Annotated in this window: 18 protein-coding genes; 7 read left to right on the forward strand and 11 right to left on the reverse strand. The window is 39.1% G+C overall.

Features of this window, described 5'->3' with window-relative positions:
• Positions 1-35 precede the first annotated feature (35 nt).
• Both CEF16_RS13405 and CEF16_RS13410 read right to left on the reverse strand, forming a co-directional pair.
• Positions 36-863 (reverse strand): purine-nucleoside phosphorylase, encoded by an 828-nt coding sequence (locus tag CEF16_RS13405; RefSeq protein WP_091583606.1) that lies wholly within the window; start codon positions 861-863, stop codon positions 36-38.
• Between the two features lie 85 nt (positions 864-948).
• The gene (locus CEF16_RS13410) at positions 949-2,259 is read right to left on the reverse strand and encodes an amidohydrolase family protein (RefSeq protein ID WP_091583603.1); all 1,311 of its coding nucleotides are present in this window, start codon (positions 2,257-2,259) and stop codon (positions 949-951) included.
• 337 nt (positions 2,260-2,596) lie between these two features.
• Here CEF16_RS13410 and CEF16_RS13415 point away from each other — a divergent pair, with 337 nt between their 5' ends.
• Both CEF16_RS13415 and CEF16_RS13420 read left to right on the forward strand, forming a co-directional pair.
• A complete protein-coding gene (locus CEF16_RS13415) occupies positions 2,597-3,355 on the forward strand; it encodes a TrmB family transcriptional regulator (protein WP_091583600.1) in 759 nt (252 codons plus the stop codon).
• Positions 3,356-3,837: 482 nt separating this feature from the next.
• Entirely contained in the window at positions 3,838-4,941 is a 1,104-nt protein-coding gene (locus tag CEF16_RS13420; protein ID WP_091583598.1) for a GerAB/ArcD/ProY family transporter, read from the forward strand.
• 31 nt (positions 4,942-4,972) lie between these two features.
• Here the strand turns inward: CEF16_RS13420 and CEF16_RS13425 are convergent, their stop codons facing one another.
• The 8 genes from CEF16_RS13425 to CEF16_RS13460 form a co-directional block, all read right to left on the reverse strand.
• A complete protein-coding gene (locus CEF16_RS13425; RefSeq protein ID WP_091583596.1) occupies positions 4,973-5,206 on the reverse strand; it encodes a hypothetical protein in 234 nt (77 codons plus the stop codon).
• Positions 5,207-5,208: 2 nt separating this feature from the next.
• Entirely contained in the window at positions 5,209-6,432 is a 1,224-nt protein-coding gene (locus CEF16_RS13430; RefSeq protein WP_170031933.1) for a Ger(x)C family spore germination protein, read from the reverse strand.
• Between the two features lie 13 nt (positions 6,433-6,445).
• Positions 6,446-8,071 carry a spore germination protein gene (locus CEF16_RS13435; RefSeq protein ID WP_091583590.1) on the reverse strand — a complete coding sequence of 542 codons (1,626 nt, stop codon included), beginning with the start codon at positions 8,069-8,071 and terminating at the stop codon, positions 6,446-6,448.
• Between the two features lie 253 nt (positions 8,072-8,324).
• A complete protein-coding gene (locus tag CEF16_RS13440) occupies positions 8,325-9,794 on the reverse strand; it encodes an APC family permease (RefSeq protein WP_091583587.1) in 1,470 nt (489 codons plus the stop codon).
• Positions 9,795-10,246: 452 nt separating this feature from the next.
• Positions 10,247-10,588 carry a hypothetical protein gene (locus CEF16_RS13445; protein WP_091583584.1) on the reverse strand — a complete coding sequence of 114 codons (342 nt, stop codon included), beginning with the start codon at positions 10,586-10,588 and terminating at the stop codon, positions 10,247-10,249.
• Between the two features lie 4 nt (positions 10,589-10,592).
• On the reverse strand, positions 10,593-11,513 hold the full coding sequence (locus tag CEF16_RS13450) for a selenium metabolism-associated LysR family transcriptional regulator (RefSeq protein ID WP_091583581.1): 921 nt from the start codon (positions 11,511-11,513) through the stop codon (positions 10,593-10,595).
• 105 nt (positions 11,514-11,618) lie between these two features.
• Complete coding sequence (gene xsc / locus CEF16_RS13455) at positions 11,619-13,388, reverse strand: sulfoacetaldehyde acetyltransferase (protein ID WP_091583578.1); 1,770 nt, start codon at positions 13,386-13,388, stop codon at positions 11,619-11,621.
• Positions 13,389-13,635: 247 nt separating this feature from the next.
• Positions 13,636-14,358, reverse strand: coding sequence for a GntR family transcriptional regulator (locus CEF16_RS13460; protein WP_091583575.1), 723 nt, complete (start codon positions 14,356-14,358; stop codon positions 13,636-13,638).
• Between the two features lie 294 nt (positions 14,359-14,652).
• Between CEF16_RS13460 and ald the strand changes: the two genes are divergently transcribed.
• Genes ald through CEF16_RS13485 form a run of 5 tightly spaced genes read left to right on the forward strand, consistent with a single transcriptional unit; the run spans position 14,653 to position 21,561 of the window.
• Positions 14,653-15,786 (forward strand): alanine dehydrogenase, encoded by a 1,134-nt coding sequence (ald, locus tag CEF16_RS13465; RefSeq protein WP_091583572.1) that lies wholly within the window; start codon positions 14,653-14,655, stop codon positions 15,784-15,786.
• Positions 15,787-15,800: 14 nt separating this feature from the next.
• A complete protein-coding gene (locus tag CEF16_RS13470) occupies positions 15,801-17,162 on the forward strand; it encodes an aminotransferase (RefSeq protein WP_091583569.1) in 1,362 nt (453 codons plus the stop codon).
• A gap of 15 nt (positions 17,163-17,177) precedes the next feature.
• Entirely contained in the window at positions 17,178-18,431 is a 1,254-nt protein-coding gene (locus tag CEF16_RS13475) for a M20 family metallo-hydrolase (RefSeq protein WP_091583566.1), read from the forward strand.
• The gene (locus CEF16_RS13480; RefSeq protein WP_091583563.1) at positions 18,428-19,888 is read left to right on the forward strand and encodes a sodium:solute symporter family protein; all 1,461 of its coding nucleotides are present in this window, start codon (positions 18,428-18,430) and stop codon (positions 19,886-19,888) included. Before CEF16_RS13475 ends, CEF16_RS13480 begins: the two co-directional genes overlap by 4 nt.
• A 17-nt stretch (positions 19,889-19,905) precedes the next feature.
• On the forward strand, positions 19,906-21,561 hold the full coding sequence (locus tag CEF16_RS13485; protein WP_091583560.1) for an amidohydrolase: 1,656 nt from the start codon (positions 19,906-19,908) through the stop codon (positions 21,559-21,561).
• Between the two features lie 119 nt (positions 21,562-21,680).
• Here the strand turns inward: CEF16_RS13485 and pta are convergent, their stop codons facing one another.
• Entirely contained in the window at positions 21,681-22,691 is a 1,011-nt protein-coding gene (pta, locus tag CEF16_RS13490) for a phosphate acetyltransferase (RefSeq protein ID WP_091583557.1), read from the reverse strand.
• Positions 22,692-22,966: the final 275 nt, after the last annotated feature.

A 22,966-nucleotide genomic window follows, 5' to 3' on the forward strand; every position in this document is an offset into this window, starting at 1 on the left:
TTCTATGAAATTGTTTATTTGACTAATATTGAAAGTTAAAATCTATTTATTCTTGCAACCGTTTCTTTAACTAACTGTATAAATTGACTCTTTATCTTTTCTGTAGTTTCCATTACTTCATCGTGATTTAAGGAGTTTTCAGAAATTCCGGCCGCCATATTACTAATACAAGAAATACCAAGCACCTCTAATCCGGAATGTTTGGCTGCAATTACTTCTGGAACAGTTGACATTCCAACAGCACTAGCTCCAATTATATTTAAAAAGTTCACCTCGGCTGGTGTTTCATAATTAGGTCCAATCACTCCAGCATAGACACCTTCAACAACATTTATTTTGTTCTTTTTCGCTACTTCTTTTGTCAATTTAATCAAATTATTTGAATAAGCTTCAGACATATCCGGGAACCTTTCACCAAACTCTTCTTCATTAGGACCAATTAACGGGTTTTTAGACATCAAGTTAATATGATCTCGAATAATCATTAAATCACCAGGTTTAAAAGCAGCATTTATACCACCAGCAGAGTTTGTCACAACTAATTTCTGAACTCCTAATGCTTTCATCACACGAATGGGATAGGTTACAGATTCAAGAGAATGACCTTCATAGTAATGAAACCTTCCTTGCATTACCAATACGCACTTCCCATTTAGATTACCTATTATAATTTGACCTGCATGGCCTTTCACGGTTGAAATAGGAAAATGAGGAATTTTATCATATGGAATATAAATTGGATTTTCGATATCCTCCGCTAATGCACCAAGTCCAGACCCCAAGATTAATCCAATCGTTGGGAGTCGATCGATCTTTGAAAGTAAGTATTCCTTTGTTTGTTGAACTTTTCTACTAAAATTCATTTTATTGCTCCTTTCATATTGATAAATAATGTAAGTGAAAGTTTTGTATATAAAAAATATTATAAATTTTAAGAATGTCTTTTAATTAACTAGAAAGTGTCCCCTTTAGTTCATTAGCTTCGGCAATTACTCTTTCTTCATCTATTGTTAAACAAATACCGTCTTTCACCACTTCTTTACCATCAATATAGACATCACATACATCGTTTCCGCGCGCTGCATAAAGCAAGTGAGAATATGCCTGGCTTATTGGTTGTAAATGCTCCTTGTTGTAAGGATTAATGGTGATAAAATCTGCCTTTTTGTTTACTTCAAGAGAACCCGTGTATTCCATGCCAATGGCTTGAGCTCCAATCCGGGTAGCTAAGCTAAGTGCAAGTTGAACGGGGAATTTTGTTGGATCTTTATAAATACCTTTTTGTAAAAGTGCAGCAGTTCTGATTTCTTCGAACATATCAAAATTATTATTAGAAGCTACGCTATCTGTTGCAATTCCTACTTTAACCCCCGTTTCTAACAGACTTACAATATCTGCAATTCCAGACCCCAGTTTTAAATTACTAATAGGATTGTGAGCAACTCGTACACCATATTGATTTAACATCGCTCTTTCTTCATCATTAAGGAACACACCATGGGCAATTACCGTTGGTCGCTCAAAAATACCTAACTGACGAAGATGCTCAATAGGACGGACATCATAACGATTTTCTATTTCTAAAATTTCACCCTCCGTTTCTGAAACGTGAATGTGAATTCCTACATCATTTTCCTCAGCGATCCGTACACACTCTATAAGAGTTTCTGGATTACAAGCATATGGACTATGGGGAGCTACCATAGTTGTTAGACGACCTTTAGCAAACATTTTATATTTCTTAGTAAAGCGCTCAGCTTCTTTGAAATTCGCTTTCTGTTCCATTCGCGTTTCCGAACTAAAAATTGTTTGAGAAAAAGCTCCACGAATACCAGTTTTGCTTATTTGATGTATTACCTCATCTGAATCTATACCATTTGGATTAAACATATCTGAGAATGTAGTTGTTCCTGTTTTTAACATTTCTAAAATGCCAAGTTGAGCACTTGTAGAAGCAATTTCTGTTGTAAATTGTTTTTCCATAGGCCATATTTTGGTTTCAAGCCAAGGCTTTAACAGCATGTCATCTCCACTACCACGCAACAAGGTCATTACAACATGTGAATGGGTATTTACTAGACCAGGAAGAACCCACTTTCCACCAAGATCCACTACTTGATCTATATCTATCAGTTTGTTGGGATCGTGTTGACCTATATAGACAATTGATTGATTTTCTACAATCATCATTCCGTTTTCAAAAATTTGGTTTTTCTTATTCATAGTAAAAAAGGCAGCGTTAACGTACACCGTTTTCATTACTAATTCCTCCATGCCACTTCATATAATTTCAGCAGTTCTTTTAACTATTACGTTTAAAATGATTACACCTCTATCAGTTTTCTTCACCTTCATATGCTTAGAATTTACTAATAGCGCTTTCGTTCAGTTTCATGTTGAAATTATTTATTATTTTATTATTTTTGGTTACTACTATAATAGTAACCATTTAAAAGCCTACACGAACGTTATATTATTTGTCAATTAAAATTAAAAAATTTATAATGTTAAAGAAGTAAATATAGTGTCAGAGTACAGGTCTAAGGAATGCTCATCTTTTGGTAGTTAATAGAAAAAAAGAAAAGTAGGAGTAAATATGTTACAAAAATTTGGTTTTTCACAATATGAAAGTAAAATTTATGAAACGCTTGTATCTATGGAGGACCCATTGGATGCAGCCACAATTGTTAAATATTCCGGAGTACCTAAAGCAAAAGTTTATGAGGTTCTTTCGCGTATGATTGATAAAGGCCTAGTGATGGACTCTACTTCAGAAAAGAAAAAGCTTTATACTGCTTTGCCTTTACCGCTTGTTATTGAAAAACTAACTACTGAATTTGAAAATAACATTCAGCAATTAAAAAAGAATAAATTTAGAAAACCGTTTTCTGATGATCGTGTTTGGAGCTTAAAAATGGACACGTCTATTCGAGTACAAAGTAAACAACTTATTCAAAAAGCGGAAAATTTTATTCGTATTTCCGGATGGAAAGATGACTTGTTAGAATATTTACCATTACTTGAAGAAAAAGAGAGAAATGGAGTGGCATGTGAAGTGCTTGTGGTAGGTGATTTAAAAACAAATTTATCTAATGTTCATACTCTTATACCTGCTGAAGAGCACACTGCATTAGAAAGATTTAGATTAATTATTGCCGATGATCAAGAAGTAATCTTTGCAGGGGTGGAAAACCATTCTTGGCAATCGATAAATACAAGGGCGAAGCCATTTGTAAAGGTATTTACTGAGTTTTTTCACCATGACGTTGCTTTAACTAAAATTCAAGAGAAGCATTATCATCTATTAATGGAGGATGATGAAATAAGAACTCTCCTTATGAAGCTGCGTTACTAAGATTTTAACACTATAACCAATGTTGGAATCATAAATCTACATAATGACTAATCCTTTCAAAGTGACCAGGAATGTCGGGGTTCAAAAGATTACCACGTTATATAATAGAACAAATTGTTCAAGTATTTACCGTTGCTTTAATAAAAGCAGTCACGATACACTGTAACAACTTCGGTTGTGATTCTTGTTTCTCACTTCTCCCAAATGTCACCAGGCAGCCGATGTGAGCTTCTAGCCTTAAACGAAAAATGCATGAATTACAGAAGGTCCGGCTCATTAAATAATATCCCCTCGGGTCTAAGGAAAAAGCTGCCATTTACATGGACCTGTCTCACCCCTAAAATTAAATATCCCTGTTCATCTCTTCTTACTATACTTCTGTTTTCTATAAACTAATGTCTTAATTCCCTCATTTCAAATCTTTTTAAAATGTTAAAAGGTTGTCAATAATGACTAGGTAGACAACCTTTGAGGTGAATAGCATGTTTGATAAATGGAAAATATCAGCAAGTCAATTTATGATATTGGTCATTTTATTTACAGTTGGCAGTGCTATCTTGATTGTACCATCAGGCCTTGTTTCTGATGCTAAACAAGATGCCTGGCTCGCAGCAATTTTTGGAATAGGAATTGGTGTGTGCTTGGTAATATTATATATCGCGTTAGGCAGCCTTTTTCCTGATATGACCTTGATTGAGGTACATGAAAAACTTTTGGGGAAATGGTTAGGAAAAGCCGTCTCTCTCTTTTTTATAACTACTTTATTCTTAGGTGGTCCTGTTACCGTTTTATTTTATTTAGGTAATTTTATGACCGCAGAAATCATCCTTGAAACACCATTGCTGGCAATTAACATCTTTTTTGCCATCGTTGTCATATTGGGAGTCCGCTTTGGGATCGAAACATTGGCACGTACTGCGGAAATAGTATTTCCTTGGTTTATTTTACTTTTTATCGGCCTTATTATTTTTCTGTCTCCCGAAATGAAATTTGAAAATTTTCAACCTGTTTTAGAAAGAGGAATAAAACCAGTAATCCCTGCAATCTTGTCATTTTTAGGCATCACCTATTTTCCTCTGGTCGTTCTTTTAATGATCTTTCCATCTTATATTAATCATCCAAAAACAGCCCGAAAAACTTTTTTGATTGGCAGCTTCATCGGTTCGATTCTAATAGGAATCATCGTCACTTTATGTATTTTGGTGCTCGGTCCTTCTTTAACGGAGCTATATATATATCCCAGCTATGCGTTGGCAAAAAAAATTAATATAGGAAATTTTTTAACACGAATAGAGGTCATCATGGCTATCATATGGCTGATTTCCCTTTATTTCCGATTAACTATTTATTTTTATATTACTGTTGTAGCTCTTGCCAAAATTTTTAATTTAAACGATTATCGTCCGCTTACACTTCCTTTAGGGATGATACTGGTTGTTTTGTCTATTATAGTTTTTCCAGATACAATATACGGACAAAGATGGGATGCCCACACCTGGGTGCCTTATATTTTCACATTTGGTTTTATTTGGCCGCTTTTTTTGTTAGGAGTGGGGATTTTCCGAAAAAATACGGAAGAAAAATAGGCCGCTGCTCTCTGCATTCATAATGACACCGTTATTTGAAAGGGGCAAATAAGACGTCATGTATCGGCTTAAAAATAGCTTCAATCCAAGCTAACGGGGTCGGAAGCTGATCTACTAAACTTTGGGTGAGAGATAACGCAGCGCCAATGAGCAGGAGAATGGAAAACATCAACAGTTCTTTTTTCTGCTTCTTTTTTCGAAGTCCTGGTACTTCAATGGCAGCTATGATAGCGACCACTATAAGAATTCCTGCTGCATGCAGCATGTTTATTCCTCCTCCAGGTTTTTAAGAAATGGATTACCAACTGTTCCCGTTTTCCTTATATTGAATGTAACCTTCACGTCTACCGGCAGATCAGAAAATTCTTGCTCCCAATTTTTTTGAAGCAGTTTCCATGCTTTAGGATCCTCACGGTGGATTACTTCTCCGAAACCGAAAATATCACTTCTAAAATCATTTTGTGCTGTTTGAATGGATGATTGCATTAGACTTTTGATTTTTTCCTCCGCAAGTTTTTCTATCTGGTTTAGCATGTTCTCCTTCTTTACATCGATCCCACACATTACTTCTCCTAAATTCCCTTCTGCTTGAACATTTATCTCAATTCTTGGCTGATTGTTGTGAACATTTCCTTTTAATTCAGTTGATGAGCGTGTCAATTCAAGCGCGATTTTTTCTTTCTCTGCGTTTGGACACGACGTGTCAATGGTCGGATTGACAATGTCATCCATAATGAAGTTGTATCCTTGGCTTTCCCTCTCATTTAACCAACCGATCAATTTATCTTTTTTAAAAGCAGCAACCTCTGAAAATTCAAATTGTGTCAAGGCCGGGATACTTTCCGCATTGGTCTTGGATGTACCGGCTTCTGGATCTCCGGAAATCTGCACACCCGTTATTACTGGATTTTTCTTTTTAGTGACAAGATCTGTAATTAACTGATCAATCGTTACTGTTACCGTTGAAGAAAAGTGTTCATGAGAGGTTTCTAACGAAAAAAACATTTTCTGTGCTGGAATTTTTTCCATAGGTGTCAAAATATCCAGTATACTTTTCGCAGTAGTATTCTTAGCAATAAGAAAGTAAAAATCGGTTCGGAATTCATGATCTCGTATTAAAAACTCTAACACCTTGTTGATACCGTCTTTTTTGGCCAGTTCTTCACCAATTACAACGGTACGGAGGTGGGCAGCATATATTTTTTTCGGAACTTTTGTTGTTAGTCTTCGTACAGCTTCAAATAACGTGCTCCCTACCCCCTGGTAGGTAGTAATCGACGTTCGTGCTTCTTCTCCTCCTTCTTTTTCGGCGATCTCTCCGGGGTTGATAACCTGTACAGTTACCCTATATTTATCTTCTTGCTTATCAAGACCTAACGACGAAACGATTGACATCTCATTTAATTCCTGACTGCTCCAGCAGCCAGATAAAACGATTACCATGATAGAGCCTATAAAAAACAGGATGAACATTTCTTTGCATCTTGTCATTAGTCCACCTCTATTATTCCTTTGGTTCATGTCTGGAATCAGGTTTAGAGTTTAAGGGTTTATCCTCTCGTACAATATTTTTTTGACTGATTAACCGAGGACGAGAAAACATCCCTCGCCACGGCAGGCGAAATAGAGCATCTTTTTGATCAGCAGCGATGAAAGGTCCAAAGGGAACCATATAAGGAACACCAAAAGATCGTAGATTAGCTGTATGAAGAACAAGCGCCATTAAGCCGATAAAAATCCCAAACAAACCGAAAATGGCGGCTAGAAACATCATTGGAAATCGAAGCAAACGAACTGCAATACCCATATCGTAAGAGGGCATGACGAAGGTGGAAATGGCGGTAAGAGAGACAATGATCACCATTCCAGCAGAGACAAGCCCGGCTTCGACAGCTGCAATTCCAATCACAAACGTCCCTACGATTGAGACAGCTTGACCTGCAGCTTTAGGCATCCTTGTTCCCGCTTCACGCAAGACTTCAAAAATGGTCTCCATCAAAAGTGCTTCCACAAACACAGGAAATGGGATGCCTTCACGCTGCGCTGCCAGGCTGATTAATAAAGGTGTCGGAATCATTTCCTGATGAAATGCCGTCAGTGCAATATATAAAGAAGGAGCAAGCATCCCAGTAAAAAAAGCTCCTATTCGTAAAAAACGGAGAAATGTTCCAATAGTCGCCCGCTGATAATAATCTTCATTTACTTGAAAATATTCGATAAACGTAGCGGGTGCTGTCAAAACAAAAGGGGTTCCGTTGACAAGAAGTGCCACTCGCCCTTCTAATAATTTAGCTGCCACCACATCCGGCCGTTCTGAGTTAAACATAGTAGGAAAAGGTGTAAATGTTTCATCCTGAATAAGCTCCTCGATATAACCACTTTCTAACACGCTGTCAATATCAATCCGGGCCAGCCGCCTGCGTACTTCTTCCACTATCTTATCGTTCACAATTCCATTGATATACATGATCGCAACAGCTGTTTTTGTGGAACGTCCGATCCGTTTTGTTTCAAGCCATAGATTTGGATTTTCAATTTTTCGCCTGACTAATGATGTGTTGGTACGGAGATTTTCCGTGAAACCTTCTTGCGGCCCGCGTACTGCCTGTTCAGTTACTGGTTCCGTAACGGCCCGTTGATCTCCGCCTTTCGTGTTAACCATTATCCCTTCCGTCTGTCCATCAAAAAGAATGGCCGTGTCTCCTGATAGAACGGAAGCAAAAAGCGAGTCGAAATTGTCGATTTTTTTGGTGTTTTCAGCTGATAAGGAGCCTTCCTTCAATACTTCTACTACTTGATCACAAAAGAAGTGATGCTCATCTTTCTCTTCAATTTCTCTCACAGGGGCCCTTAGTGCTCCCATAAGATCACGGATGGATTCATTATTAACAAGTCCATCTAGATAGATGATGCCTGCTTTAATAAGTCTGTCCTGTCCAATATAAATAACCCGTGTCACCACATCTGTACTGCTTCCCAGTGTACGTGTGATTTCCTCAACATTTTCCTGCAGTCTATCATGCAAAACTGATTGTTGTGTTTCTTTCGAATGAGAAGATTGTACGTTCGACTCTGCTTGCAAAGACTTTTTTAATATGTTTTTGAGTTTCCGCTTCCGTTTAAATCCCATTCGAATTCTCCCTATTTTCCGTTATTTTAATAATTATTAACGCTATTAAGGGATTTTATAACAGGGGAGCAATGTTCAAAATGTTTACTTTTGCTCTTGTTTATGAGCAATATTAGAAAAACTTGGCTTACCGCCAAGTCCTAAATAACGGAAGCCGTAGTTTTGCTTATACTTTGATCCTTTAACAAGTCTAAAGTATAAATAAAAAGCTGCCCAAGTGAAAAATCACGTTGGAACAGCTTCAATCTTGTCTTTAATTTACGTTTTCTACTTTTTCATCACTGTTTGATTTTTCTCCTAGTATCAAATATCTTAGTTCCTTGTCTGATATATTATTTAACTCTTCTCGTTTTTTCATATAAAAAACCATTCCTAGAATAACCCATACTACTAACGCTATTCTTGATTCCATCCCTAAAAACGCTGGGGAACCTGGGATTAGTAATAACCCCATAAAAATAATACTAGCGGTCATCCCTATTAAGGAAATGAGTTTCTTTCTAGGACTTACTGTTTCTACTTGAAGCGCACCGCCGTCATGATTGGACCACTTGAACATCGTGTAGGCCGTATAACATGTATAAAAATAAGCAATGGAAACACCAATGGCTGACATATCAACAATCCAAAGCAATACTTCCCTTCCAAACCAGGGGGCAAGCATGGCGATCATCGTCGTAAAAATAATTCCTAAGTGAGGGGTATTGTACTTCGGATGTAACTTTGAAAATCCTTTTGGTAAAAATTTAGCTCTCGACATGGCAAATAGTAACCGCGAGGCAGACATGATAAAACCGTTTAATCCGGTAAATATCCCCATTGTTAAAGCTAACACTAAAATTGTCAGGCCAAATGCTCCTAACGTATCGACTACAGCTGTTCCTGTCCCCCAGTCATAGTTTTGATTTGCTAATTCCTGCCATGGCATAATTAATGCGGTCGTATAAACCATGGCACAGTACAAAATGGCTGCAGCGATTAATGCAAAAATAATTAAAGAAAAAGCTTTTTTTGAAGAAAATTTAAATTCTTCAGCTGCTTGCGGGACATTATCAAAACCTACATACGCCCAAGGAGCAATGGCAACAATGGATATGACCGCGGCAAAAGCTGTTTTTTCTGTTGGAAAATAAGGCTCGACATGACTAACGCTAGAGCCGGGATTGAAACCAACCGTGATAAAAAGTGTAAAAATACTCAATATCATCACACTGCAAAAAAAGAATTGCATTCTTCCAGATATGACCCCGCCCTTTATGTTGAAATAAGTGAAAATGCCTAGAAGGAGTGTAGCTGCCATGATTTCAAATAGATAAACATCCCAACCGGCAATCTGATACATTTGCAGGTTCTCAACAAGGCTTGGAAAAACAAACTTAAACATTAAAGCAAAGGCTGAAGCATTTAGTGCAACAATACAGATATAGCCAAGGGTTAAAAACCAGCCGCATACAAAGGCGTGTTTCTTCCCCAGACTTAAAAATGCGTAGGTAAACTCTCCTCCAGAAACAGGAAAAGATTTGATCAAAACACCATAACTGACTGCTATAAGCATCATCAATAACGCACCAATAACAAAACCTAGCATAACTCCTAACGGCCCTGCATCAGACATCCATACAGAAGGTTGTACAAATGCACCCCAACCGATGGAAGAACCAAGTGCAATCGCCCAAATCCAATGTGGCTTAAATGACTTATTCAAAGTAGGTCTGTCACTCATATTCAAAAACCCCTTCGCACATTTTTATAACAGTGCGGCCGCTGACTGTTTCTTTTTTAAAGTCCCTCATAGTCTCTTTCACGTAAAGATTGTGTACTCATTTCAAAACTGATTCATCCTATCCTCCTTTTCCGCAATGTGGTACGGACGTCCTTACCCCTTATTATAATTGAACCACATTCTTTGAATTATCGCACTATTTATAATTAATTAAATATTAAAAAATGTTAAATGAGCTGTATTTGAAATTTTTATGAGGAATTATGTACTAAAAGAAAAGCACAAGCACCCTGTCTTACCACTGATTCCTATGGCGGAAGTCGCAGTTTTGCTTATACTTTGATCCTTTAACAAAGTTAAATTTTCCTAAAGTTTAAAAAAAGGAAGTTCAGCTAAGGAACTTCTACTAAAAACGAACCGTTGACATGAAGGATTTCCTGCTAAGTTCGCAATCACAATCCTTTTTCCTTATATTCCATTTTTTGCAAATATACATTACTATTTGCTATCACCTCTTCACAGCTCTCTATCGTTTGGACACGGGCTTTAGAGAAATCTTTTCTATCAGCATAGGTCCGTACACGAAGTAATTGATTATATAAGTGCGTTAACGGTAAATACAAGGGAAGGTAAGATAGTTTTTTAGCGTCTTCTAAGAATTCGTTGTTGATTTGTTCTACAGCATTTGCTGCTACGGCAATAAATGTCTCAATAGTGGAATCATTTATTTCTCTGCACAATCCCGTTACATACAGATTCAGTTCTTTTATGCGCTTATATTGTTTAAGATCCACCTTTTCAGTCCTCCTTTACTCGTTGGTTGTTACATTCATTTTTTTCCCGAATTAACGCAAGAAATTTTTCAGACACTAAAGACAAAGTTTGATTTTTTTTATATATAAAATAAAAACAGCGGGTAAGCTCGACACCTTGAATAGGAAACGTTTCAAATAAACCAAGAGACAATTCTTTTCTTATGGCATGTTTGGATAAAATAGATACTCCAAGACCTGCTTCCACTGCTGTTTTAACAGCTTCTGTACTTCCCAGCTCAAGGACAATATTTAAGTCTTCCGGGGAGATTCCATTGTTTTTCAAATGCTGATGAACAACAGTACGCGTGCCAGAACCCTTTTCTCTCAAAACAATAGGAGTTGTACTTAGTTCTTCAATGGTGATCATCTGTTTAAGTTCGGTGAAGTATCCTTTTCTAGCAACCAATAATAGTTCATCAGACATGAAAGGCTCCATTTCCAAAACCGGCTCCTCTAATTCAGCCTCAATAAGTCCAATTTCTAATTCTTCATTTTTAACCATTTCTGCAATATACTGACTATTAATGATTTCTGTATCTAATTCGACTCTGGGGTACTTCGTTTTAAATTCATAAAGCAAGGAAGGAAGAATATTTTCACCAATTGTTAAGCTGCTAGCGACGATCAGTTTTCCGTGAAGTTCGCCTAACAATTGATGAATGTCATTTTGCGCTTGAATTTGTGTGTTTAAAATTTCTTTTGCATAAGGATAAAGTGTTTTAGCCGCTTGTGTTAATTCTACATACTTTTTAGTCCGAACAAATAGCGTTGCATTTATTGCACTTTCAAGTGCCTTAATTTGTGAAGTGATCGTGGGCTGGGATAAATAGAGGATACGTGCCGCTTCGGAAAAGCTTTTTTGGTCTGCAACGGTCAAAAAGGTCTTTAAATGGTCATGGTTCAATCTAATCCCACCTTTCTTCTGGCATCAAAACCAAGAATATAACAATATGCGCTAAGAAGAAATAGCCCCTGAACATTACATATATGTCCAGGGACTTCTTTTTTCTTACCAATTACGGTGATCAAGATGCGCATACTTGTCGAGATGGCGTACTGGCATTTTTAAGGCATCCTTTCGAAATGGTGGTGCGAGCTGTGTGCCGTCAACTTTGATGTTTAATACGGTAGGGCGGTCTGAATGCAGAGCTTCTGTAAAGGCGCGCTTTAAATCTTCCGGGTTATCCACTGTTTCTCCTGCAGCTCCCATGCTGCGGGCTACTTCGGCAAAGTCCGGCCCTTCAATATCCGCTCCAACAAAACGGTTATTGTAATAGTCTACCTGATTTTTCTTCTCCGCGCACCAGGCCCCGTTATTAATGACACATGCAACAACCGGAATCTTCTGTTCCACGGCGGTGCTCACTTCATGCAGACTCATCCCCCATGCTCCGTCCCCGGCAATCGAAACAACCGGAGCGTCTGGCTTTCCTTTTTTTGCTCCAATCGCTGCTGGGTAAGCAAACCCGCAGTTCCCAAATGTCAGGGCCGCCAAATGCTTCCGTGGTTCATTAAAACGGAGATATGAGTTGGATGTAGACGACGTGTTCCCTATGTCAGAAGTAACGATTGTATCATCAGTAATGAGATTGGATATCTCCAGTAAAGCCCGGCGCGGGTTCATTGGTTCTCCATTCTCCATAGCGAGCTCTTCTATCTCTGTCACCCACTTCTGGCGCTCTTCTTTAATAGACATGCGGCGCTGTGTGTCTACAGGTCGATTAGGGTCTGCTTGGCTGAGACGAGTATAAAGTTCTTCGGAGACATCTTTGGCATCTCCTAAAATGCCGCATTCAATCGGATGAGTTCGTGCAATATTACGGTGGTTGATATCTACTTGAATTATTTTTGCATTTTTCGGGAAATAGTCAATATCATAGGCTGGTAATGTACCAAATACCGACAGACGGGTGCCGATCGCTAGTAACACGTCCGCATCCTGTAAAGTACGCATCGCTGATTTGGCTCCCATATAGCCAATCGGGCCTACTGCTAATTCATGATTCCACGGAAAAGCGTCATTATGCATATAAGAAGTAGCGACAGGAGCAGAAAGATGTTCGGCGATATTTTTTACGTCCTCTATCGCATCAGCATCTACAACCCCACGCCCGGATATAATCGCAGGTTTTTTTGCATCTTTTAATAATTCAACTGCCCGGTCCAGCGTTTTAGAATCACCAAATCCACGTTTGGTTACACGGTACTGATGCGGCTGCAGAATTTGTTCTTCGATTTCGCCAAAGAATAAATCGCGCGGAATATCAAAGAGAACAGGTCCTTTTTCTGCATATGCAATGCGAAACGCCGTCCGCAGACAATCAGCCACCCTGCTGACATGAGGAACCTGCACGGTTTCTTTTGTGATCGATTCAAAAATTGATACTTGATTCGCTTCTTGGAAGCCGTCCCAGCCTATTGTCGGTGTGCCGGCAGATGGGGAGATGACCACCATCGGCGTGTGCGCCAAATGAGCAGCTGCGACAGAAGTAACCATGTTCGTGATTCCCGGGCCGTTTTGTCCAATAACTACCCCTGCTTTACCCGTTACGCGGGTATATCCATCTGCCATATGGGCTGCGCTTTGTTCGTGGCGCACCGGAATAAACTCAATCCCTGCCTCTGGCAAAAGATCTAACATGTCCATAAACGCTGAGCCTAGGATCCCGTACATATGATCAATGCCTTCAGCAACAAGTGTTTCTACAATAGCCTCACTTGGCGTCATCTTCACCTTCTTTTCAAAATGAATGCCTGTTGGTGTTTGTGTCTGCATCATGATTCCTCCTTTGTTTAAATAAAAAAATAAGTAGGGATAAAAACGTGTTTCCTGTCTTGCTTTCATTGATTAGTGGTACGGACGACAGGACCACATTATCCGAAATGATGTAATGAACTTAACCATGTACCCTTTTATTAAAACAGAATTTTCTAAAAAAATAAACAACTATTTTTATTTTTCTTATTATAAAGTGTGATAGAATCCATTAAAAAACGTAATAATTGAAGGCGCACTTACTAGCGCCCTAACCGTTTTTACGTTCTAAATCAATCGAAAAAGAATACATATCCGGACGGAAATAGCTATTTGAAAATTCTATCCATTGCTCATCCGCCGATGTAATAAAACGTTCCGAAATCAATACGCTTTCATCTTCTTCAAATTGGAGTAATTCTGAGTCTTCTTTCTCGATCTTGCCTACTTTTATCACTTGCTTTGCTTTATTCAACCGGAGCAGCAATTTATTTTCCAACAAATCATAAATCGTTTCTGTGTTCAAATCAAATTGGGTTAACTGCCTTCCTATATTTAATGGATAATAATCATTTTCTAACGCAATGGGATGTCCATCCGCAAAGCGAAGCCGTTTAATAAAATAGACCGTTTCATCACCGATCATTTTTTGGAGCGGCTCTGGAGGCCTTGCTTCCCCATGGGTTATTAATTGCACGTCAGGTTGAAGATTCATTTCCGTAATTGTTTCTGTCGTGCTTTTTAAATTTCCGAGCCAATCTTGAATTGGTTTAGGAGAAACAAATGTCCCAACACCATGTCTTTTGATTAAGAGGCCTTCTTTAACTAAAGATGAAATAGCCTCTCGTACAGTGCTTCTACTCACTCCATATTCATCCATAAACTCTCTTTCACTTGGAAGACGATCCGAATAAAATCCATTATTGATCCGTTCTGACAGTTTCTTTTTAAGCTGAGCATGTAATGGCAATGGGTTTTTATGATCTAGTTTCATCTTTGTCCCTCATTTCTATCTCGTTTGTCTACATTATAGATTGGTATCACTGTTTTTCCAATGATTTAATAATACTTCCTCTTTTTATTATTTCAATCCACTTCTTTCGTAATTGTATCTCACCCTTACATTTCAACATCTATTACTATTTTAAATAACTATTATTTAAAAAACAAAAAACTTATTTTATTTAAAACATTGTGACAATTTATATTTTGTGTTTAAATGGATATAACTTCAAGTGGTTAGGTCGTCCGTACCATTGCTTGTAATTTTAAGAAGGAGGTTTCGTCTATGAAAATTGGAATTCCAGCTGAAATAAAAAATAATGAAAAAAGAGTAGCCATTACGCCAGGCGGCGCAGCTAATCTATTAAGGGCTGGACATGAAATCATCATTGAAACGGAGGCTGGTGCAGGAAGCGGGTTCAGCGATGAAAATTATCTTGAGGCCGGCGCATCCATCGTAAAGACAGCTGAAGAAGCCTGGTCTTGTGAGATGGTAATGAAAGTGAAAGAACCACTTGAAGAAGAATTTAGGTTCTTCCGTGAAGATCTTATACTATTCACCTATCTTCATCTTGCAGCCGAGCTTAAGTTAACGAAAGCGTTGCGGGATAGTAAAGTCACGGCCCTTGCCTATGAAACATTAACACTTAAAGACGGATCCTTGCCACTGCTTACTCCAATGAGCGAAGTGGCTGGACGAATGTCTGTTCAAATTGGCGCTCAATTTCTAGAAGGTTCTAAAGGCGGCAAAGGCGTCATGTTAGGTGGCGTTCCCGGGGTGCCTCCAGCAGCAGTGACTATTGTTGGAGGAGGCATTGTCGGAACGAATGCAGCCAAAATGGCGCTTGGATTAGGGGCTAGAGTAAACATCTTAGACATTAGCTCTAAACGCCTTCGGGAACTAGACGATCAGTTTAATGGACAAGTAACTACGATTATGTCAAATCCCCATAACCTTTATGAAGCCGTAAAGACTTCAGATTTACTAATAGGTGCTGTTTTAATACCAGGAGCGAGAGCACCTAAACTAGTGAAAGAAAGCATGGTTCAGGATATGAATAAAGGTTCTGTCATTGTAGACGTTGCTATAGATCAAGGTGGTTCGATTGAAACGATTGACCGCATTACTACACACGATGCACCTAATTATACAAAATATGGAGTCGTTCACTATGCGGTTGCCAATATTCCGGGTTCTGTTTCTCGAACGTCTACCCTTGCTTTAACGAACAATACAGCACCTTATGCTCAAGCCATTGCATCTCTTGGACTTGAGGAAGCAATCAACAAACATCCAGAACTAACATCTGCCATAAACACCATGAACGGAAGCATTGCCCACCCCGCTGTTGCAGCAGCCCATGACATGACGTATGAGCCTAGTGAAGATTTTTTAAAAGCAAAAACGATGACAGTATAAGGAGGAGTCGTATTATGGTTCAACAAAAAATAGAAGAAAATAGACTTACCCAGCAAGACCACGACCATCTTTGGCACGCCATGCACAAATACAACCCAGATGCTCCCCCCATGATCGCAGCACACGGTGAAGGTTCTTGGTTTACAGATATGGAAGGAAACAAATATATGGACGGTGTATCTGGTTTATGGTGCTTAAACCTTGGCCACGGCCAAACGGAAATTACAGAAACTGCCAAAAATCAAATGGACAGATTGGCTTATTTTCCGCTAACCTTCAGCCATCAACCGGCGATTGAACTTTCCGCTAAATTAAGTGAACTGCTTGGCGGAGGGTATCGTACTTTCTTTTCCAATGGAGGATCCGATGCGAACGAAACGGCTTTTAAAATAACGAGACAATACCATAAACAAACCGGAAATCCAGATAAATACAAGTTTATTTCCAGATATCGTGCTTATCATGGAACAACGATGGGGGCCATGAGTGCGACTGCCCAAGCCCAGCGCCGCGTCAAGTACGATCCAGGGGTCCCAGGATTTCTGCATGTTCCGCCTCCTTACGCTTATCGAAGTACGTTTAATAACCCAGAACAAGATGATGAAATGGCTGCCAGCCTGCTTGAACAAGTGATCATTTGGGAAGGAGCAGAAACCGTTGCTGGTTTTATTATGGAACCATATATATCAGGCGGCGGGGTCATTAAACCGCAATCTGACCGTTATTTAAAACGTGTTCGTGAAATTTGTGATAAATATAATGTCCTCCTTATTATCGATGAAGTGGTTTCAGGGTTTGGACGCACGGGCCAAATGTTTGGGTATATGCATGCCAAAGGAGTACAGCCGGATATCATCACAACAGCAAAAGGCTTAACAAGCGGCTATCTTCCCTTAGGTGCTACGTCTATTAAAAATGAGATCTATGAAACGTTTAAAGAAAACGACGGAAACAACCATTTCCGTCACGTTTCCACATACGGCGGTCATCCAGCAGCATGTGCCGTTGCTTTAAAGAATATCGAAATTATTGAGCGAGAAAATATAGTAGAACGAGTAGCCTCTCTTGATGAAAAAATTCTAAGTCAGTTAAAAGAGTTAGAATCTCACCCCTATGTTGGTGAAGTACGAGACATCGGTTTTCTATATGGTTTGGAATTAGTTGCAGACAAAACGACAAAAGAACCAGTAAGCGACGCATATATCGGCAGTATACTTGGGGCTTGTAAAAAGAAAGGACTAATTCTCGGGAAAAATGGAGATACCGTCCCTCAACTTGGCAATGTTCTCATCATTGCCCCGCCATTAACCTCTACAGAAGAAGATTTGCAATTTTTGGTTCAAACGTTAACAGAAGCATTAAATGCTGCTAGATGATAAGGAGGTCCGTATATGCCGATTAACTCTAGACGTTTGAAGCATATTTTTTCAGATCTTTCTTATATCGGAGAAGAAAGTGACGGCAGTATTACTCGTTTAGCTCTTACGGACGAAGATAAAAGCGCGAGGGACCGGTTTATTCAACTACTGTGTGAGCATGACCTCAGCGTGCGCGTAGATGACTTCGGAAATATTTATGGACGGCTGGAAGGAAAAAACCCTTCCTCCCCTCCTATTGTCATTGGTTCCCACCTCGACACCGTCCGCCATGGTGGATTATATGATGGTACGGTTGGGGTGACTGCTGGATTAGAAATTCTAATTGCTTTAAAAGAAGAACAATGGAAACCTGATATTCCAATTGAAGTCGTTTCTTTTACGAACGAAGAAGGCGCTCGTTTCCCTCATCCGATGCTTGGAAGCAGCGCTTTAGTAAATGCCGCTCCTGAGAAAACAATAAGGGAAATGAAAGATAGTGAAGGATTCACTTTTCAACAGGAACTGGAACGAATTGGTTACGACGGTGAAAGAAACGCCAGGTTAAATCGTGTACACATGTATTGTGAAATTCATATTGAGCAAGGGCCCTTATTAGAAAAATCGAACAAGCCCATTGGGATAATAAAAGGGATTCAAGGACTTTCCTGGCACAAGGTCATTTTCAAAGGAAGAAGTGACCATGCAGCATCTACTCCCTATCATGATAGACAAGATCCTATGCGTGCAACCGTTCATACTATGGAGAAATTATACGAAAAAGCAGAACAACAACTTACCACCGGCACATTTACCATAGGCAAAGTAGAGGTACAACCTAACATTTCAAATGTAATAGCTAAAGAAGTGACGACTTTTTTAGATATTCGAAATCAAGACAAAAAAGCTTTACAAAAAGATGTTGATACTATTCGATCTGTTATCCATGACTGTAACACGTCAGAAAATGTTGAAATTCAAGATTTAGCCTTTCAACACCCCGTAACATTTTCTTCCAGGCTCCTTGAAGAACTGGAGAATATATGTGGACAATCCGGAATAGAGACAGAAACAATGTTCAGCGGTGCCGGACATGATGCGATCTATATGCCAAGATTAGGTGAAACGATTATGATGTTTGTACCAAGCAAAGACGGAATTAGCCATTCAAAGGAAGAGTACAGCGACTGGAAAGACATTTACCAAAGTGCAGAAATACTGTATGAGTTAGTAAAAAAAGAAAGTTCACTGAGTAAAAGCAGTACTTTTATGAAGGAGGCTAATAAATGAGCTGGTACATTACGTATACCATCATTTACTTTTTAATCATGTTTGCTTTTGGATTCTATTATTACACGAAAGTAAAGACATCAGATAATTACCTGATTGCCAATTGGAGTATGGGCTTTTGGTCAATTACCGGCACAATGATTAGTACCGCTTGTGGTGCTGCTGTATTTATTGGATGGGTCGGTATGGGCTTTAATGTAGGAATTGCAGGTTATTTTCAATTTGCTTTTCCTGCCATGATTATTACCCTATTGTTGTTTTATTTCTTTGCTAGTCCTCTGAGACGTCAGAAACTTTATACTATTGCTGATCTTTTTAGCGAAAGATTTGGAAAGCAAGCCGGTATTATTCCTTCCGTGCTTTCTGCCATTATTTACTCTGTTCCGACATTAGCTTTACAGATTGTCGGTATGACAACTGTATTTACTATTGCCTTCGGGTTAAATGATTCCACTGGTATGCTGCTTGGCTTTGCTATGGTGTTGGGATTTACGATCCTCGGCGGTTTGCCTGCTACTATCATTACTGATGCACTGCAAAGTATCATACTAGTCGTAGGAATCACTACCTTATTTGTTTCGAGTATTTTTTATGGCGGTGGTATTGGGAATGTTTTATCAGAGACTCCTGCAGAGTATTTAACCCCCTTAGGAAACGTAGGATTATCTGGCGTTTTACTATTCGCTCTTTCTGTCGGCCCCTTTTATCTCGTTTGGCAATCAACGTGGCAAAGAATATTCGCATCCAAAGATGAAAAAGTCGCCAAGAAAGCTGGTGTCACCAGTGTTTTGATTATTTTACTCATATCCATACTGCCTTACTCCATTGGAGTTATGGCCCGTCAATATGTGCCTAATGATTTAAACCCCGATTTAATTTTCTCCTATGTAACGGTTGAGCTGCTTCATCCAGCTATCGGCGGGATCATCCTTGTGGGCCTTTTAGCTGCTTTGATGACAGGGGCAACTTCTTTTATCTTACAAGGAAGTTCCAACCTGACAAGAGACATGTACCAACGCTTATTTGATCCAAATGCATCAGAAAAAAGATTAATGACAGCTTCTAGACTATCGGTTGTTATTATTTCTATTTTAGGTTTAATTGTAGCTTTCAATATGTCCGATATTATAACAACTTACGAATGGGCTCTCCGTATCATTGGTGCAACGCTTGTGATCCCGTTTTTAGCAGCTATGTTCTGGAGAGGAGTAACCAAAAAAGGGGTCTTGGCAAGTATGGTTGCAGCTATGATAGGAACCATCCTCCATCCTTTTTTAAACATCCCGATAGAACACACGATATTTGGTCTTGGTCTGTCCCTTATCACTCTTGTCGTCATCAGCTTATTGTCAGAACATTCAGATGAAGAACAGGTAAAAGCGTTATATTGGGAAGTTCTTCAATCGAACAGCCGTGGAGAAGAAGAAAAGAACGAGCCTATAAGCAAAGTAAAATAATAGAAGGAGGACAAACATTGAATACATTAATCATTAACGCCAATATCTATACTATGAACCCTCAGCAGCCTCAAGCTAAAGCGATGTTAATTGAAAATGGCGTCATAAAAAAGCTTTGGAATAAAGGTGGAACCGATGAGATTATAGTAGAAGCGGGTTCAGATACTCCTGTTATTGATGCAAAAGGACAATTGATGCTCCCAGGGTTTATTGATACACATAACCACTTAATTATGTATGCGCAAAACAAAAACGAAGCCAATTGTTCTGCTTCCAATTGCGAATCTATCCAGGACATTCAACAAAAACTCATCGAACAAAAGCGAATGACTTCACCATCAGACTGGGTGATTGGCTGGGGATATGATGATACATTGTTAAAAGAAAACCGCCATCCGGTCAGGGAGGAGTTAGACGATGTTATTCCCCATCAACCGGCTATTATTAAGCATATATCCGGACACTTTATGGTGGCGAACACAAAAGCTTTAGAAGCTGCAGGTATAACGGAAACGGAAGAAGATCCACAAGGAGGGCATTTCGGCCGATATTCTAATGGCATCTTAAACGGCATTCTACACGAAGTTGGAGCCATTCAACGATTAGTAGCCTATTTACCTGAAAAATCAGAAGACATATTATTAGAAGAACTAAAAGCAGGGGCAAAAGACTATATCCGTGAAGGCATTACAACGAGCACAGAGGCTGCCGTCGGTATCTTCTCCGCTAAAAAAGAGCTCCCCCTGCTTGTACAAGCACTAGAAGAAGGTCATCTTCCCTTTGACCTTCGGTTAATGATCATGGAAGATGCTCTTCAGTTCGAAGGTAAAGATTATAAAGATGATGTCAAAGCGCTAGATCAATTATTAAAGAATAAAAGTAATGGCCGTATGGGCATAGATAGCGTTAAATTTTTTCAAGACGGATCGATCCAATTGCGCACGGCAGCGTTAAGCGATCCCTATATAGGAACAACCGAGCATGGAATGCTTGTGTTCGAGCAAGAAGATTTTAATAAAAAGGTAAGAAAATATCATGATCAAAAAGTTCGGGTAAGTTCTCATGGCAACGGGGATCAAGCTATTCATTCTATCTTGGAAGCTTATAAAAAAGCACAGGATGAAAATCCTCATCCTCATGCAAATCACCGCGTAGAGCATGCCCAAACGATACAGGATATTGATTTAGAGCTTGCTGCTGCCTATAACTTTCCTTTGTCCTTTTTCATCAATCATATCTACTATTGGGGCGATAGACACAGGGATATCTTTCTAGGAAAACAGCGCGCAGAGCAAATGAATCCTTTACGTAAAGCAGAAAAGTTTGGTATATTATTTACCCTGCACTCTGACTGTCCGATCACGCCGATTTCTCCATTATTCTCCATCTGGGCAGCCTGCTGCCGTCAAACACGCAATGGAGATGTATTAGGGGAAAACCAATGTCTCTCGGTAGAAAAAGCAGTCGAAACCATGACCATCGACGGGGCACGATTAAATGGTGAAGAGAACATGAAAGGCAGTCTGGCACCAGGAAAGATCGCAGACTTTATCACTCTTGATAAAAACATTTTTGAAGCGGATCCCATGCAGATACGAGACGCCTCTGTCACAGCCACTTGGAAAAATGGGCAGCTAATCTATGAAAAAGAAAAAACATTTGAAACGTTATAAGAAAAACTCGAGTTGCCGCCAATTGCAAATGGCGGAAGTCATAGTTGATCCTTTAACAAAATTAAACATTTCTAAAATATAAGCAAAAACAGGAGAACCTTTCAACCGGTTCTCCTGTTTCATTGTACACTCTTACCTAATTCAGCCTGATGTTGTTCGATACACTGTAACCCCGTAATGAGAGCCATGTAGTAGATGTCAGTGCTGCTGCACCCTCTAGAAAGATCATTGACTGGCTTATTTAAGCCTTGGAGAATCGGGCCCAATGCCTGAAAACCTCCTAACCTCTGTGTGATTTTATACGCTATGTTCGCAGCATCAAGGTTGGGGAAAACAAATACATTGGCGTTGCCTTGCAAAGGGGAGTAAGGCGATTTTTTTTGAGCAATTTCAGGGATGATGGCTGCATCAAATTGAATTTCTCCGTCCACAGGCCACTTAGGATAGTTCTGTTTAAATATACGGACAGCTTCATGGACCACTGCTGTCTCTTCCGATTGAGCAGATCCATTCGTAGAATAGCTTAAAAATGCAACGCGCGGATTTATATTAAACATTTCAGTAGAACAAGCGGTAAGATTAGCAATTTCAGCTAAATCCCGACTTTGCGGAGAAACATTTACTGCACAATCTGCAAAAAAGTAAACCGTTTTTTCTTTCAACATAACAAAATAGCTGCTTATCCGTTTGACAGAAGGCTTCGTCTTAATAAGCTGCATGGCTGGTTTTAAAATATCACGGGTCGCATACTGTGCCCCTCCGACAAATCCATTTACTTCCCCGCGTTCTAAGAGCATCATTCCAAAGTAATTTGGCTCTTGGATGAGATTCTCTGCCTCTGCTTTTGTCATTTTAGATTTGCGTTTATCATACATTGCATCTCTATACGTGTTGAGTTGGGGACATGTTTGCGGATCACAGACTTTTACCGTTTCGGGTATAGATGAGAACAAGTCCTTCCATTTTTTTATCAATTCTTTTTCCCGTCCAATTAACACAGGACGAATGAGCTTTTCTATATCTAATTGATACGCTGCTTGAAGAACACGTTCGTCTTCCCCTTCTGGAAAAACAATCGTCGGATACGCATTGCGTACATTTTCAATAATTTCGGAAAATAATATATTCATAACCATCCCTCTTTCCAAAAATAATGTTAATACTTACTTAGGCTCCCCATAAATAAATAGCCGCTAAGGTTTTTAAAACCTACGAAATCCAACGTACCAATGAAAATTATGCAAAGTCATTATTCAGAAAGAATGTAGGAAACGATTCTCAAACTATAGCCAAAAATTCTGGAAACATTTCTTAATTCAATTATATAAGAATTCATATTGGTTCGGTTATCAGGATGTTAGAACCTTTTCATTACTATTTTTTATAAGTCGAACTGTGAGATAGG

This window comes from Alteribacillus bidgolensis, from assembly GCF_002886255.1.
Lineage (GTDB): Bacteria > Bacillota > Bacilli > Bacillales > Marinococcaceae > Alteribacillus > Alteribacillus bidgolensis.